This is a genomic window from Colwellia sp. TT2012, assembly GCF_001440345.1.
GTDB lineage: Bacteria > Pseudomonadota > Gammaproteobacteria > Enterobacterales > Alteromonadaceae > Colwellia.
Genome location: NZ_LJYX01000015.1, coordinates 42,832 through 58,782 on the forward strand (window position 1 = coordinate 42,832; position 15,951 = coordinate 58,782).

12 protein-coding genes and 1 pseudogene are annotated in these 15,951 nt (G+C 39.7%); 3 read left to right on the top strand and 10 right to left on the bottom strand.

Features of this window, described 5'->3' with window-relative positions:
* Nucleotides 1-403 precede the first annotated feature (403 nt).
* A complete protein-coding gene (locus ASU03_RS21770) occupies nt 404-2,467 on the top strand; it encodes a S8 family serine peptidase (RefSeq protein WP_197411227.1) in 2,064 nt (687 codons plus the stop codon).
* An 879-nt stretch (nt 2,468-3,346) separates the two neighbouring features.
* Here ASU03_RS21770 and ASU03_RS08665 read toward each other — a convergent pair.
* Both ASU03_RS08665 and ASU03_RS08670 read right to left on the bottom strand, forming a co-directional pair.
* A complete protein-coding gene (locus ASU03_RS08665; RefSeq protein ID WP_057831467.1) occupies nt 3,347-4,510 on the bottom strand; it encodes an NAD/NADP-dependent octopine/nopaline dehydrogenase family protein in 1,164 nt (387 codons plus the stop codon).
* A 243-nt stretch (nt 4,511-4,753) separates the two neighbouring features.
* Nucleotides 4,754-5,827 (bottom strand): NAD/NADP octopine/nopaline dehydrogenase family protein, encoded by a 1,074-nt coding sequence (locus ASU03_RS08670; protein WP_057831476.1) that lies wholly within the window; start codon nt 5,825-5,827, stop codon nt 4,754-4,756.
* 500 nt (nt 5,828-6,327) lie between these two features.
* On the opposite strand from ASU03_RS08670, the pseudogene tnpA reads away from it, so the two are divergent.
* Nucleotides 6,328-6,693, top strand: a pseudogene (tnpA, locus tag ASU03_RS08675) (IS66 family insertion sequence element accessory protein TnpA); the annotation flags it as partial.
* Here tnpA and ASU03_RS21465 read toward each other — a convergent pair.
* The 8 genes from ASU03_RS21465 to ASU03_RS08710 form a co-directional block, all read right to left on the bottom strand.
* Entirely contained in the window at nt 6,656-6,847 is a 192-nt protein-coding gene (locus tag ASU03_RS21465) for a DUF6488 family protein (RefSeq protein WP_231731541.1), read from the bottom strand. The pseudogene tnpA and the gene ASU03_RS21465 sit on opposite strands and share 38 nt — an antisense overlap.
* A gap of 79 nt (nt 6,848-6,926) precedes the next feature.
* Nucleotides 6,927-7,478, bottom strand: coding sequence for a hypothetical protein (locus ASU03_RS08680; protein WP_057831468.1), 552 nt, complete (start codon nt 7,476-7,478; stop codon nt 6,927-6,929).
* 67 nt (nt 7,479-7,545) lie between these two features.
* Complete coding sequence (locus tag ASU03_RS08685; protein ID WP_057831469.1) at nt 7,546-8,244, bottom strand: HupE/UreJ family protein; 699 nt, start codon at nt 8,242-8,244, stop codon at nt 7,546-7,548.
* Nucleotides 8,237-11,371, bottom strand: coding sequence for an efflux RND transporter permease subunit (locus ASU03_RS08690; protein ID WP_057831470.1), 3,135 nt, complete (start codon nt 11,369-11,371; stop codon nt 8,237-8,239). Before ASU03_RS08690 ends, ASU03_RS08685 begins: the two co-directional genes overlap by 8 nt.
* Nucleotides 11,372-11,431: 60 nt before the next feature.
* Nucleotides 11,432-12,667 (bottom strand): efflux RND transporter periplasmic adaptor subunit, encoded by a 1,236-nt coding sequence (locus ASU03_RS08695; RefSeq protein WP_057831471.1) that lies wholly within the window; start codon nt 12,665-12,667, stop codon nt 11,432-11,434.
* A 2-nt stretch (nt 12,668-12,669) separates the two neighbouring features.
* Complete coding sequence (locus tag ASU03_RS08700) at nt 12,670-14,103, bottom strand: TolC family protein (protein ID WP_231731542.1); 1,434 nt, start codon at nt 14,101-14,103, stop codon at nt 12,670-12,672.
* A 35-nt stretch (nt 14,104-14,138) separates the two neighbouring features.
* Entirely contained in the window at nt 14,139-15,113 is a 975-nt protein-coding gene (locus ASU03_RS08705; RefSeq protein WP_057831472.1) for a M56 family metallopeptidase, read from the bottom strand.
* Complete coding sequence (locus tag ASU03_RS08710) at nt 15,110-15,496, bottom strand: BlaI/MecI/CopY family transcriptional regulator (protein ID WP_057831473.1); 387 nt, start codon at nt 15,494-15,496, stop codon at nt 15,110-15,112. Before ASU03_RS08710 ends, ASU03_RS08705 begins: the two co-directional genes overlap by 4 nt.
* Before the next feature lie 294 nt (nt 15,497-15,790).
* Here ASU03_RS08710 and ASU03_RS08715 point away from each other — a divergent pair.
* On the top strand, nt 15,791-15,951 hold a 161-nt coding region (locus ASU03_RS08715; protein ID WP_157465868.1), incomplete at its 3' end, for a transposase.

Sequence of the window (15,951 nt, forward strand, 5' to 3'; positions counted from 1 at the left end):
TTACAACAAATCAGTCCTTTCGACAATGTTCAAGATTGCTATTGGCTTAGTACGGAATCCCTTGACAGCAATGGCTTGCCTATTAATGCCTAAAACTTCTGGTTTTTTGATTCAATCGGTGAGTGAAATCATCAATACAGCGGTTTTCAATAAGCTGGCCGTAACAAAGTACTATCCCGATTCAATGCCCATACCGTCAGAGGAATAAGGTCGACGAACACTGTACCAAACCAGGGGTATTGAGGCTTCTGGTGAACGGCATGCTTGGCATATGAATTGACTCTCGAAGACGGCAGTAGCGTAAAGCTTAAGTTTTCTATTATTATGCTAATATAGTTACTAGGAAGATTTTTTTTAAGGGATACATTAAGATATTAATAAATGACTTATGGGGCACAAAGTGATGCGTATTTTAGTCAAAAGTTTTATTATTGTATTTTTCTTCACAGCTTCAAATTTCATTTTTGCAGCACCTGACACATCTCGTCTTTGGGTGCAATTTGCACCACAAAAATCAGAGCAGGCTCTCAGTGCACTTTCAACAGCCGGTGCAAAAATACATTATCGTTTTGATAATCTGAATGCCGCTGCTGTAACTCTGCCAACAAAAGCTATCCAGGCGCTAAGAAATAACCCTAATATCCAGCTGATTGAAGAGGATGTAAAACGATACCCATCTGCTCAATCTGTTCCTTATGGTATTGATGCAGTACAGGCACGAGATATCTGGGATGCTAATCGCGATGGTTATGTTGATTATGGGGTTCCTGACGGAAGTGGTAAAATGGTCTGTGTGATTGATTCAGGATTGCATACTGCCCATGAGGATATGATGGACGTGAATGTAGTTGGAGGTTTTCCATCCGGATCATCCGGATGGAATAATGATACCTGTGGTCACGGTACACACGTTACCGGTACTATTACCGCAACCAATAACGGCATAGGTGTAGTTGGCGTCAATCCTGGCAGCACTTCATTATTCATTGTCCAGGTATTTGGTGGTTCAACCTGTGCGTGGACGTATAGCTCCACACTGGTGGATGCTGCTAATCGATGCCAGGTTGCTCGTGCAGATATTATCAGCATGAGCCTAGGAGGCACTTCAAAGAGTAGGACAGAAGAACGGGCATTTTCCAAGTTATACGATGATGGCATTCTGCTAATTGCCGCAGCTGGTAATGATGGTAATAACCGCAAGAGTTACCCCGCTTCCTATAATTCCGTGATGTCAGTCGCCGCAGTTGATGTAAATAATATGGTTGCAGATTTTTCGCAACAAAACAGCTCGGTTGAAATAGCTGCACCTGGTGTTGCAGTCTTAAGCACAGTACCCTGGACTGCTAATAATTCATTAACTGTTGATGGTACAACCTATAGTGGTGGTCAGATAAAATATGCAGCATTGGCTACTATCACAGGAGATGTAATCAATGGTGGTTTATGTGACAGTGCTGGCAGCTGGTTTGAACGGGTAGTTATGTGTGAACGTGGCGATATCAGTTTTTTTGAAAAGGTTTCGAATGTGCGGATCGGTGGTGGCATTGCTGCTGTCATCTATAATAATGAACCTGGTGGATTTGTAGGTACATTAGGAGAGGGTAATTCTTCAACTATACCAGCTATCTCATTGAGTCAGGCTGATGGTCAGGCGATTGTTGCAGCTAAGCTAGGGTTCTCTAGTATTGTAGCAAGTACTTTTACTCAGCCTGGGAGCGGTTATGAAGCATGGGATGGCACATCAATGGCCACACCACATGTTTCAGGTGTTGCAGCACTTGTCTGGAGTGGCTCTCCTGGTTCTACAAACGCTGACATTCGTTATGCATTAACACAAACTGCTCTCGACCTTGGAGAACCTGGCCGTGATGCTGCCTATGGCTATGGATTAGTCCAGGCTTATGATGCATGGCTGTACCTAGGCGGTGGTGGCGGTAGTAGCAATCAATCACCCACGGCTGCCTTTACCTCGAATTGCCCTGATCTCAGGTGTACATTTGATGGCAGTGACAGCAGCGACCCTGATGGCACTATTGACGACTATGCCTGGACTTTTGGAGATGGTAACAGCGCCTCAGGGGTTATTTCTAGCCATACCTTCGGCGCAACTGATACTTTCATTGTGTCATTGAAGGTAACGGATAATAAGGGCGCATCCAATACCCGCAATGAATCGGTGAGTGTAAGTGCTGGCAGTGGTGGTAGTGGTGGAGATACGACGCCACCGGTGATTTCAAATGTCAACTCTGCAAAAACAAAAGGCAACAGTTTTGAAATTACATGGACTACTGATGAACCCGCAAGCTCTAAGGTTATCTTTAGCTGTTGTGGTGAATTTAGCAATGCGGCTTTGGTGACATCACATCGTATGGAGTTCCGTGGTGGTAAGGGTGTCTACACCTTTTACGTTAGTTCCAAGGATGCAGCTAATAACGAGTCCACCGTTGGCCCATTCGACTATCCATAAAGCGTTATAATTTTATAAACATCAACCGGGGCACCAACCCCGGTTTTTATTTCAGTGTATGCCTCACTCACTATATAATATAAAAAGCGGTGTTTACCTGAATTTTGAATTCATCTAGACCATGAATCAATAAGTTACGCTCATATTTTTGGCGCTAGTCACTACTAATTTGCTTAAGTTGACAGTACCAAGTTAGAGTTACCAGATTAATTACGAATGACGCTTCAAAGCTTTCATTCACACTGAACCATTCAGTCGCAAACTTTATCATCAAACGACACCTGTTTTCATCTATAGGGAATGTCAGCTACCAGGAAACTACTAGCGTAATGTGATTGTTTAGTTATGTCCGTTATAGATCAAAACATACAAACATTGTCAGTAGAATTTCTTAAATGCTAAAGTCTGGTAAAAGTTAGCGTTCTAAGATGGACTCTCAGTGGCAGCAATGAGCTTGCAGCAGTCATAGCTATTGTTCTCGTTCTATAACTGTATTATGCTTTTTTGATCATGAAATTAGTCTCAAAAACGATTTTGGGAACGTCCGCTTTACCAATTATTATTAAGTTGGCTGTCGACCTGCTGAGGTCAACTAACTGTTGTTCAGTTGACCTCGACAAACACTAAAACTTGAAACTCATACTTCCCCTTTGCGCACCAAGAAGTCATTAGCGGTGAACTGTTTTTAACTATCCATGGGTTAAAAGCTAAGGCTCACTTTTACCACAAAGTGGTCCTAATTAATTGCAAAAAAGACTTCACTTTTATGCTCACTATCTTAGGGATAGCTGACCATAGAAGAAATTTTCAAAATAAATTGGTTTGTGTAGTGAGGAGGTAAGTATAAAATTTATACTTACCTCCTCCTTCATTATGCAATCAGTTTTTGATTGGTACTATACCGTCATTGACAAAAGATAATAGGTCCTCTGTTGATAACGCACCTAAACCTAATGAAGTTAAGGTTCTTCCTTCCTTATAAAAATCTCTTTTTAAAATGCCACCACACATCTCTATTAAGCGATGACACTCAGGCATAGCAATATTCAATTTATCACCTAATGATGCTAATAAAACCAATCCCATAGGAACATCTTCTGTAATGTAACGATTATCAAAACTATAGGGGCCAGGTGGTGATGATAATTTATAACTCTCAAATACATCTCTTGGGTTTTGCGTGAGATCTTCTTCGTTTCTAAATAAACAAGCATCTAGATAAGGAATTTTTTCACATCCTAGAGCATTTAATACCGCCATTTTTTCCGCGTCCAATTTCTCTATCATCAGCCATGCCATGTCTGTCGAAAGTGCGTCTCTGTACATATATGGAACTTCATCAGGATGGTGTTTTGCACAATACTCAAGCATCGGGTACATAACATACATGCCCACTGTGTGAACAATGATATTGGGATTATGTAGTGCTGATTCGAATATATGTTTTCGAACGTTGTTCATTTCAATGTTATAGGCAGGAAATAAACGGGAGGCAATTGCCATGCCTTCAGTAGTTCTTGAAGCTGGAAAAAATGATAGAGAGTTTCTGACATTTTTGAATAAGACTTTTACTGTACCAGGTGAGACTATTCTTGCATCATTAGGGGTTGATTCACCCTCAGCAAAGATTGGATTATTATCGCAAAATTGATGATAAAACACACTTCCTGCGTATCCTGGGACTAACATGACCAATTGATCATCCTGAAAATACGTTGCAATCCGTTCAGCTAAAGCTTGATGGTATGTAGTTTGAATGAAAATCATCACAACATCTGCTCCCTCAATCGCTTCTTTGGGATCTCGCGTGATCATTTCCAATGGTTGGAAAGTTTTTTCGGCATCAACGGCACTGTCGGTAAAATGGCCATTGTTGGTGTTATTGACGCAATATATTCCTTTATTGCTGACCATTGCTTCAAAGTGCTCATCATGTGTAATACGATTTGATGTCTTCAATAGTCTTACTTTATGTCCAGCCTCGGCAGCCATAAACGCACAAGCAGAACCTGCGTTACCAGCTCCAATTATGGTGATTTTCATTATTCTTCCTTTTAATGATTGATCTTATTTCAAGGGTTAAATACTTACCCTTTGAAACCATAAAACAGTAAATGTAGATGTGTAGATGTGTAGATGTGGATTTAGAATAAGTTTTCTAAAACACTAGTTCAAAAGTACCTAATTCCAATAACTAAACTGATTACTACAGGTAGTAAAATGGTCAGTGTAAATTTTGTGTCTTCATTATAGCGTATACTCTTGAAAGATGTCGGAATAGTTGAATTAAAGGCTGTAGAGTTCTGTTACTGACAGGCCCGCAATACCGAGTGATTTTGGGGTGCGTAGCGCCTCTGCTGCATAGTCACGATTCATGAGTACCGACGTGATCTGAATGATGGCATCAATGCTCGGAGTATCTACGCCGACCTGCTTCGCCAGCCCAGACATGAACACAAGACCGTAACCTACATCCTCATTAATATAACGATGATCAAGTTGTGGTTGGGCAGGAATACCCTGAAAACCAGGCGCTTTTCGATAAGCTGAGCCATAGTTATTTTCCCGCATATAGCCCTGATGTATGCCTATTTCAGGATCAGAGAGGATGGTAATACCCAGACGCTCGCCGATGGCAATCCGTTCCCGATCGACAGCCTCAATGAGCCGTCCCACAGAATCGGTCACACCTTCTTCGTAGAACAGGAAATCTCCTGCCCCTTCAATGCGTGCTGCGTTAGTCAAGGATACGGCAGGGTGAATGACGGGGTTGGCATTTTGCAGACTGGTTTGGATCACGTTGTGTGCTGGTTCCATTCCCGGATATACATCCGCAATCAATTGCAATATGTCAGCTGTATGTCGGCTAGGCAGCGCAGCCAGAAGATTGCCAGCTTTCAATTTAAGAAATACATGCACTCGGCCCGCTTCGATCAGGCGAACGGCATACTGTAGAGTGTGGGTTTCCGCAATCCTTACAGAATCATCCTCAAGCCCCAGTCCAGCAGCTTGCTTGAATACTAGAGCACCTGCACAGGACCCGGGGCTAATAATAACGGTTTGTCCAGACTTTAGTTTGCCCGCACAGGCTTCACCGAATGGTAATGTGCTGAATGCAGGCCCTATGACATAAATAAGCTCGGCATCTTCTAACGCTTTATCGATGTCATGTCCTGCGTAGGCTACAGGGCTAAACCCCGAGATATCTCCTTCTGCATAGATACCTCCTTGGTTGGCTATCGCCTCGATATTACTGGGAAACTCTGGAAAATCGAACAGCCTGACAGAATGCCCATGATTGGCGTAATCGAAGGCTGTAACCGAACCACCAGCACCGGCTCCCAATATCGTTACATTCATTAATTCTCTCCTCATTACATCGATTGAGTACAGGAATATATACGCCCAATTTATCAAGTTCAACTTTGCATCAAAGACCAGTCTGAGGGTTGTATACCTCATTTTCAGATTTTACCTTGTATGTTTCATTGTATAACAAGGTCAGTTTAATGCACTCTTAAATGACGAACACCAAAAAAGTCTTTGATTATAGGAATAATAAAAGCCCTTTACCCTCCAAACTTCATACAAGTATGATATTTATGTCAGCTATGTGATCGGAAAGTTGACCTTTCATATCTGTTACTACCTATGTCCTCTGTGCGCACCAAGAATACGTTAGATGGTGCTATTTATATCTGGTTTTTGAGGTTTTTAAGGTTTTTAAAAAGAAGAAATGTACGGGTACTGGATCATACTATCGTGCCTGCAATAACCATCGTCATTAAATCCCCCTGTGTCAGGATTGTTGTCGCCTCAATTAATTTTATAAATAAACAGGGTGCGGTAAGTTAAAGCGAGTGGATTATCAAAGGTATTCAAGTCAATTTAAAAAAGCAATATTAAACAAGCTTAGTCAAAGTGGTTTGTCAGTCCGAAAGTTTGCAGAGCAAGAAGGCATAAACCTCTCAACCCTGTATAGTTGGCAAAAGCAATTTAATACCTCAGGTTTAAACGTGTCAAAAGTAAGTTCATCAGATAAGTGCTCAAGTGAGGAAAAGTTTGCAGTTGTATTGGAAACCGCAACACTATCGGCAGTTGAGTTAAGTGAGTATTGTCGAGTTAAGGGTTTATATCCTGAGCAAATCAGCACATGGAAACAAGCTTGTATCGCAGGCAACACCACAGCTAAGCAGACAAAAAGAATAAAGACAACACCTGAGCAATTGTTTTATTGTTAGCCCTAACAACATAGCGATTACCTTCCGCTGCATGTAATTTGAAATTTTCTATAGTCAAGTTTTTCCAATTCTCGTTTAGTTTTCCAACCTTGAAACCAAAATCCTTAAAAGTTAGTTTTTGAGTAGCTTTAGCTGCCATTAGATTTTTAATTTTGGAACTCCAGTTGTTTTAATAAAATTAAAAGTGTATTTACTTTTTATTCGGTTATTTGTGGTGATTACTTAAGACCATGTTTCATATATTCGCCTTTTACAATGAGCTGAACTTTAACAGGTGAATCTGAGGTGTTTTTCCAGTACCAACCATGAGAACCTGAAAATGGTGCAGTAAAACTCCCCTTCATTTCACCCAATGTTGCTATGGCATAACTTTCAAAATATCCCGTAGTGTCACCTTCTGGTTCTCCATGCAAGTCAAAATACAATGTAGAACCATCAGTAATCCATTCGTATTCAAGTTTTTGATATTGTGTCATGATAAATTTGTATTCAACACCGCGCCCAGCAGGAACAATCACTTCGATTGTTTCTGTTGTACCTTTTGATTTTTCTGATGTTTTCTGTGTAGAGCTTTGAGCAGAGGTATTAGCTTTTTCGTGGTGAAAAATTGTTAAACCAAGTTCATGCCCTATACCTGTGGGATCGATGTTGTATTCAGCAGGTAATATAATGGTGAATAGCGTGACGATTGCGAATACTAAGCTGAACATTGTGTATTTGATCAGCGCTGCATTCGTTAATGTAATAGTTTGTGGAGTTGTTTGTTGCATCGTTTTATCTCTTAAAATAGGTAAAAGTTTAATACTTAAAAAATTAGTAAATTAGTAAATTAGTAAATTAGTTAATGAAATAGCCCGTCAGTTGAAAACCTACTAACGTAAATCCAGCACTCATCAGCAAGCAGTTAGTGTTCGTCGCAAAACGAGTAAAACTACTATGTTTACGCCAAAAGTTAATAATTAATAGGATGAAGGCTAAGGCGGTAAATTGACCTAGTTCAACCCCAACATTAAAGGCAATTAGATTGGCAATTAAACCGTCATCAGGTAGTTGAAATTCTTGTAATTTGGTGGCTAAACCAAAACCATGAAAAAGACCAAAGATCAGCACAGCTAACTTTGCATTGGGTGATTTACCGAAAAGCCGTTTAAAGCCACCTAAATTGTCAAAGCCTTTATAGACAACTGAGAGGCCGATGATTGCATCAATTAAATAGGCGTTAACTTGAATGTCACTGATCACGCCATAAAGCAACGTTATACTGTGCCCCAGTGTAAACATGCTGACATACAACAAAACATCTCGGCTTCTATATAAGAAGAAAATTACACCGACGAGAAACAATAAATGATCGTACCCCGTCACCATGTGCTTAGCACCGATATACAAAAATGGAATTATTTGTATGCCCGTATTCTGCTGCAAAAAGGCACGAGTACTCTCATCGACACCATGGGCAAAAACTTCGATAGGTAACCATATGGCAATTAGGGCAATAAAACTAAGTAAGCCATAACGTTGTGAAATATTAAACATTAACTGTTTCCTTTGAATGAAATTTTTCTTTGTTATTATGTAATAAACGGTATAACGCAGGAAGAACAAATAGCGTTAATAGTGTCGATGAAATTACTCCACCAATGACTACCGTTGCTAGTGGACGTTGAACCTCAGAGCCAATGCCAGTATTAAGCGCCATTGGCACAAAACCTAGTGAGGCAACAAGTGCTGTTGTAAGTACAGGTCTTAGTCTGGTCAAAGCTCCTTCAATAATAGCGGTATCTAATGCAGCACCGTCTCGACGCAAATCTCTGATAAATGACACCATAACCAAACCATTTAATATCGCTATGCCCGACAACGCGATAAAGCCTACGGCCGCTGAAATTGAAAAAGGTATATCTCTTAGTAATAAAGCAAATATGCCGCCAGTTAGGGCCAAAGGCACACCGGTAAAGATAATCATCGAATCTTTAAATGAGCCTAATGCGAAGAAAAGTAAACCTATGATCATGACTAAAGTAATAGGAACCACAATAGATAATCGCTTAACTGCTGATTGTAGTTTTTGATAAGTGCCGCCATATTCAATCCAGTAACCTGCTGGGATGTCAACAGATGTTTCGATTACCCGTTGAATATCCTGAACAAATGAACCTAAATCCCTCCCCCTAACATTAGCGGTAACCACTATACGACGTTTACCATTTTCTCTGTTAACCTGATTTATGCCTTCAATTAAGAGTAGCTCAGCCACTTCTTGTAATGGCACATAGCTGTTATCAATCATTTGAATGGGCAAATAAGCAAGGGCATCAATATCGGTTCTTAATGCTTCAGGTAAACGTACAACAATATCAGAACGTTGATCACCTTGATAGAATTTACCCGCAACTGTCCCCCCTAAGGCGGTTGCTAACTGATCTTGTAACTGTTTTATGCTGATACCATACTTTGCCAGTTGCTCAAGCTTAGGATTAATGGTCAACATAGGTAAACCCGTAGTTCGCTCAACTTGAACATCTGCAATACCTTCTACGTTGGCAATTGCAGCATTTATACTGCTTCCTAAAGCCGTTAATGTTTCAAAGTCATCACCAAATACTTTAATAGCAAGTTCAGCTCGAACACCTGCAAGTAATTCATTAAAGCGCATTTGTATCGGTTGAAGAAATTCATATCGATTACCGGGTATCGGCTCAACAACTGCCGCTAATTCTTCGACAAATTGTGCTTTAGACTTATTTGGATCAGGCCATTCGCTACGTGGTTTTAAAATAATAAAGTTATCAGCAACGCTCGGTGGCACAGCATCTGTCGCAACATCTGCGGTCCCTATTTTTGCAAAGACCAGTTCTACTTCTGGCATTAGAGCAATTTTTTCTTCTAATATCTTTTGTAACTCAACGGATTGCGATAACGATGTGCCTGGAATACGTAAGGCATGCATGGCTATATCACCTTCATCAAGGTTTGGCACAAATTCACTACCGAGTTTAGTCGTGGAGAATCCTGCTAAGCCCACCAGTCCAACCGCTAATACTACAATCAACCAACGAGCTTTAAGGGCAAAATTCAATGTCGGGCGATACAGTGCCAAAGATGACTTCATGATAATGTTGTCTTTTTCTTTAACAGGACCTTTAAATAAAATAGCGATTGCTGCTGGCACAAAAGTGACCGATAAGAGCATGGCGCAACATAAAGCAATCACAACCGTAATGGCCATAGGGTGGAACATTTTACCTTCAACCCCCGTAAGGGCAAAAATAGGTAAATAAACCACTGTGATAATAAACACACCAAACAATGCCGGACGAATAACTTCTTTCGTCGCTTCAAATACCAAGGTTAAACGTTCATTGACTGGCATCGTACGGCCATTGACCGACGCTGAACTCAGCCTCCTCAAACAGTTTTCAACTATAATAATCGCACCATCAACCAGTAGACCAAAATCCAGTGCCCCTAAACTCATTAAATTAGCACTCACTCCCGCTTGTACCATGCCTGTTATTGTCATTAACATGGCAAATGGGATCACGGCAGCCGTAAGCAGTGCCGCTCGCATATTACCAAGTAGTAAAAACAACACCACGATGACTAACAAAGCGCCTTCAAGTAGGTTCATTTTTACCGTATCAAGTGTTTTTTCAACCAGTTTTGTCCGATCATAAACAGCAGTAACCGTTATCCCTTTGGGTAAAGAGCTTTTTATTTCGTCTAATTTAATGCCAACTGCTTTAGCTACTTTTTGGCTGTTTTCCCCGATGAGCATAAAGACAGTGCTCATCACCACTTCTCTACCATTTTGAGTTGCAGCGCCCGTTCTTAATTCTTTGCCTTCTTGTACTTTTGCCACGTCTGAAATTCGGATCACACTACCATCGGTGGTTCTTAATGGAATATCAGCTAAAGCCTGCAAGCTTTGCACTTGTCCTGGAATACGTATTAGCCACTGAGCACCATTTTTCTCAATAAAACCTGCACCCTTATTGCTATTATTATCTTGGATTGCTTGAATAACATCTTGTTGACTAACACCAAAGGCCAATAATTTTTCAGGCTCAAAAGCGATGAGTATTTCACGTTTAAAACCACCAATGGGGTTCACTTCCACCACACCTTGCACTTGCATTAGCTGGGGTCGAATGATCCAATCATGCACGGTTCTTAAATCCGTAGGTGTTATAAGTTTACCCTCATCATTGCGTGCACCAGGCTCGGCATCAACCGTAAACATGAAGATTTCGCCTAATCCGGTTGCTATTGGACCAAGCTCTGGCTCTAAGCCAAAAGGTAAATCTGATTTTGCTGACATTAATCTTTCATTAACTAGCTGTCTAGCAAAATAAATATCGGTTTCATCACTAAATATGGCGGTAACTTGCGCTAATCCATAGCGAGATACTGAACGTGTGCTGACTAAATTAGGTATGCCAGCTAATGCTGTTTCTAATGGATAAGTTACCCGTTGTTCTACTTCAAGTGGCGTATAACCTGGTGCTTCAGTGTTGATTATTACCTGAACATTAGTAATATCAGGTACGGCATCAATCCTTAGATTAGTAAAATTCCAAATGCCAAGCCCTGCAAAAGCGAGCACTGCCAGCATAATGATTGAGTTTCTACGGATAGAAAATCTAAGTAAATATTCGAGCATTTTTATTCCTTTACTTAGCTAAAAATTAGCTAAACCTTAATAAGCTTTTGTCAGTAACACTTAGTGATCGTGTGATGCGCCAGATTTTTCTATATCGGCTTTGAGAATATAGCTATTCTTGGTGACGTATTCGGTACCAATGGAAATACCACCTAGTACTTCAATTTCATCACCCACAATTCGCCCTAATTCAAGCATTCTTACTTCATACTCATCACCGACTTTGGCGTACACGACGGTAAAGTCACGGAAGCTCTGCAAGGCGTTACGCTTTACTGCTATCGCCACATCAAATGAGCCAATTTCAATTTCCGCACTCACAAATGAACCTTCAGAAAATAAAGACTCCGTATTATTGACTAAGACACGGAATATTTTTGCTTGATCACTTCTAATTTTTAGCACTCGGCTATCAATTTTACTGAGTTGTTTTTCTTCAACACCATTAATGCTTAACGTTGTTTTTGCGCCAATGTTCACCGTGGGTAAATCCATTGGGAAAACAGCCAACTCCGCAATTAAAGTTTCATTGTTGGTTATTTTGAGTAAAGCACGGCCTTTAGATTGTTCGCCTGAGGTAACATGAACAGCGCTAACAATGCCATTTTGAGAGGCAAATATTTGGTATGATTGCAGGCTTTCGTTACTTTCTACCGTAAGGAGTAATTGACCTTTCTTAACTGTATCACCCAATTTGACATGAACTGTTTTCACTACCCCTTCGAAGCGAGCATAAACATGACTGGTTGCATCGCTAGGTAAAACTAGTTTTCCATAAACTTTTACTGTTTCATGAAAGGTAGATGGGGTAACAACTTCAGTAAAAATATCCATTGCTTGTGCTATGTCTCCAGCAATTTTTGTCCGTCCTTCAAAGTTGTCATATTGCCAATTGTAAGTTTTCCCTTGATATTTAGCGGTGACAGAAACAATAAATGAGTGAGGTTCATAGATAACCATATCACCACGAAGATACTCTCCTTCTTGGTAGAAGCCTATGTCATCTGTACCATCGCCTAATCGGATAAGCTTTACATTAAGACTAACCTTTGATGAATCAATTGCTTTGCCATCTTTTGTTGCCCATACACGAAATTCAGGAGGAACGCCTGTTTCGAAAATGGCTAACTCAATAGCAAAATTATCTTCACGTAACATTCGACCACGATTGGGTCCTTTCTCTGGTTCTGCCTCTTCAACCTTTTGCTGAGAAACTGCGTAGCTTGAGAAACTTGCACTTAAGCTAACAAAACAGAGTGTGCTTATTAGCGCTAATATTTGAAATGTTGATCTCATGGTTATTTCTCGTTACTTTTTTCGTTAAAAGGGGTGTTAAAGGGAGCATTAGAGGCTTTATTGATGGTAAATAGGGACATACCGGTTAAACGCTCTATTTCAATGTTATTTAAGTGAGCGTTTTGATAAGCGCCTATCAAATCTGATTGAGCATTGAGTAATTCTTGTTGAGTATTCATCCACTCGGTATAGCTATACCTGCCAACGTTGTAGGCTTTCTCGGCCTCGATAAAGGCTTCTTCTAACACGGGAATGATTTTGTATGTTACCGCATGAATAACATGCGATGCGTGCTTAATTTGCTCGATAAGTACATATAACTGAGTGTTAAGCTTATGAACGAGAGCGAGTGACTCTGTTTCTAACTGATTTTTGGAGGCACGTAAGGCTCTTATTTTTCCTTCATTTTGATTTGAATCACCAAAAGGAATTGAAATACCAGCGATTAAACCAAAATCATCTGTTGTTTCATAACGACGTAAGCCAGTTGAAAACTTCCATAATGGTTTGGTTTCAATGCGTGCAAGCTCTATTTCTGATTGGGCAATCCGCTGCTTAGTTGCAAAAAGGTTTACTGAAGGTGTTTGCGTTAGTTTACTAAATAATTTATTAGAAAATGAATCAAAATCAGAGTTGTCACTTAATGGCAAAGATAGCAATGATCCAATTACCTTAGTTTCCTTATGTTGTTCGTTATCGAAATCCCCACTGTTTTTTTGTGTCCATTGTGCAAATAATTGAAATTTACTGGCATCAACTTCGTGTGTTAAGTCCTCGACCTCTAGTGCTCGTTTAGCCACTTCAGCTTGAGACTTTAATTTATTCACTAAAGAAGACTTTCCCGCTTTTACCCTTTTATTCACTGCTTTCAATGAATGATTAGCTTGCTTTAAGTTGATTTTTGCTAATTTCAATCGTTCTTTATTAACTAAGACCTGTATAAAATAACGTGCCGTTTGTGCGGCTAAATCTAACGCTTTAATTTCACGCTCTAAAGCAACGGTTGAGCCATACCGTTTGGCTGTTGCCATTTTACGTTTCACTAACTCTCCATCTAATAACCAAGATATCGACAAGGTAGATTGGGCACTTTTGAAGCCGCTATGCTCACCAGTCCCTAAGGCATCTTCAATTGAAAAGCTGATTATTGGCCTAGATTGAACCCCTGCTTGTTGAGCATAGCCAGCATAAACCTCTGTTTGGTTGATGAATGATTTAAGTTCTACATGCATACTTATTGTTTTTACTATGGCAGTACGTAAATCAACAGCGCTACGTAAATCAACGGCAATCAAAGGAGCTTCTTGGGCAAAAGCCGAGATTGGTAAGAGTGATGCAAGCATCAATAAAATACTCTTACGCTTGGGATGAACCCTTGCAAAAAACCGACTGGCAATCGGTTTTTTACAAGAACGTGTTTTTAAAAAAAATGTCATTCTCAATACCTTAGAGTAAGATTATAAATGTGTGTTTAATGAGTAAATAGCGTTTCAATTACGTGGTGAAGGCTATCTACCGACATGGTTGAAACTAAAGCTAAGAGCAGTATTGCTATCAAAACAACGCTTAGAGGAAATGGTTTTAGTTGATTGTCGTTGAGTAAATGCATCACCCTCTGTTCGAGTGAATCACGACAGAAATGAACAAATAATTCATTTTTGTATTGTGGATGAATAGAGTAATTAGCTGCCAATTTAGTAAACCTGATCAAGGTGCTGGCAACCTTATATGACTGTTGTTGTTGTTGTTTGTTAATAAAAAATGAATCCGCGTCTTGCTCCATTGAGAGCGACATCATAGCACTCAATAATTTTCTAACATGAGCAGTGAAATAAGCAGAAAAAAATGAAAAAAACCATTTTTTTAATGGGTCAGAATAGTACAAATGAGCGAGTTCATGCTGAATTATTATGTCAATGTCATCGCTGCTTAGTTGTTCGATGAGACCTGTAGAAACAAAACATGATGGTTTTAGTAACCCACCAGTGAATGCCGTTGGGATTGACGATTCAATGATGTACACCTGTTCAGTCCTCGAAGTACCTAAAGCACGTAATAGATTGACCTGATGATGATTTTGATAAAAAACCCTCATTTTTTGTATGACAATATAGCAACTAAAACCAATAAAAATGAGTAGGCTAAAACTATGCCAACTGAAAAAATAAAAAATATCAGGGTGATGCCAATGAGCTAAATCAGTTAGCCAGACAAATACCGAACCGCTTTGAAATAAAGGGCTAAATAAAAGTGTAACAAGTAAAGCAACAAGCCAAGGAGCAAGTACAAACAACCATAATAAAGATTTACGGGTGGATACTGCATAATCTTTTAGTTTATCTTTTGCAGTCCAAAAAATAAATGACACAAATATATTGGCAATAGTAAAGGCTAAAACAGCCACAGTAAGCAAGTTAAATGCTAATGCCCATTGGCCATAAATCATTTTTCAGCAGTTTTCTGTAATTTTTGACGTTGTTGTGCAATCATGGCTTCGAGTTTATCCAACTGCTTTTCATCTAAATCAGATGAAATAGAAGAGAATGCCGCGATAACGCTATTTTCGTCTTCAACAAAATCATTGGTAACATTTTTGATCAATTGACCAATTAAATCATGACGTGAAACCTTGGGATAATATTGATAAGCATGCCCATTTTTGACTCGCCCTAGAAGCTCTTTTTTAAACAACCGCTCTAAAGTGCTTTGGATGGTATTCAAAGAGCCACCTCTATTTTTTTCAAAATAGCTATGCACTTGTTTAGCATCAGCAGGCTGTGTTTTCCAAAGATATTCCAATACTTGTTTTTCTAGTTCACCGAGTTGCATAGTCTTTCATCACCCCATTTAAGTAGTGTGATAATGTCACATTAAAAACCGAGTGGCAATCGGTTTTTAATTAAATCTAATGAAAAGTTGTTATTTAAGGTAACTTTTTAGAACAGATATTACTTGTTCGACCTCTACTTTTCTTTGGTCTTGACTTAGACCATCTACACCTAAATACTCTCTAAGATGTCCTTCTAATAATTCTTTCATCAATCCATTAACTGAAGTGGCATAGTTAATTTGGCCACCTAATTAGAGGTGTTATTATGCATCTCATACTACTTAGGTGACAAAATGACCAAACAAACAAGACCGACATTTTCAGCAGAATTTAAACTTGAAGCAGCGCAATTAGTTGTTGATGGTGATCACACCGTAAAAGAAGCGGCTGAATCCCTGAATGTAAGTAAATCTGCGATGGACAAGTGGGTTAGGCAATTAAAGGGTGAACGTTC

Coding starts and splice junctions, on each gene's coding strand:
- ASU03_RS21770 (WP_197411227.1), top strand. CDS start 404: ATGCGTATTTTAGTCAAAAGTTTTATTATTGTATTTTTCTTCACAGCT.
- ASU03_RS08665 (WP_057831467.1), bottom strand. CDS start 4,510: ATGAAAATCACCATAATTGGAGCTGGTAACGCAGGTTCTGCTTGTGCG.
- ASU03_RS08670 (WP_057831476.1), bottom strand. CDS start 5,827: ATGAATGTAACGATATTGGGAGCCGGTGCTGGTGGTTCGGTTACAGCC.
- ASU03_RS21465 (WP_231731541.1), bottom strand. CDS start 6,847: ATGGCAGCTAAAGCTACTCAAAAACTAACTTTTAAGGATTTTGGTTTC.
- ASU03_RS08680 (WP_057831468.1), bottom strand. CDS start 7,478: ATGCAACAAACAACTCCACAAACTATTACATTAACGAATGCAGCGCTG.
- ASU03_RS08685 (WP_057831469.1), bottom strand. CDS start 8,244: ATGTTTAATATTTCACAACGTTATGGCTTACTTAGTTTTATTGCCCTA.
- ASU03_RS08690 (WP_057831470.1), bottom strand. CDS start 11,371: ATGCTCGAATATTTACTTAGATTTTCTATCCGTAGAAACTCAATCATT.
- ASU03_RS08695 (WP_057831471.1), bottom strand. CDS start 12,667: ATGAGATCAACATTTCAAATATTAGCGCTAATAAGCACACTCTGTTTT.
- ASU03_RS08700 (WP_231731542.1), bottom strand. CDS start 14,103: ATGACATTTTTTTTAAAAACACGTTCTTGTAAAAAACCGATTGCCAGT.
- ASU03_RS08705 (WP_057831472.1), bottom strand. CDS start 15,113: ATGATTTATGGCCAATGGGCATTAGCATTTAACTTGCTTACTGTGGCT.
- ASU03_RS08710 (WP_057831473.1), bottom strand. CDS start 15,496: ATGCAACTCGGTGAACTAGAAAAACAAGTATTGGAATATCTTTGGAAA.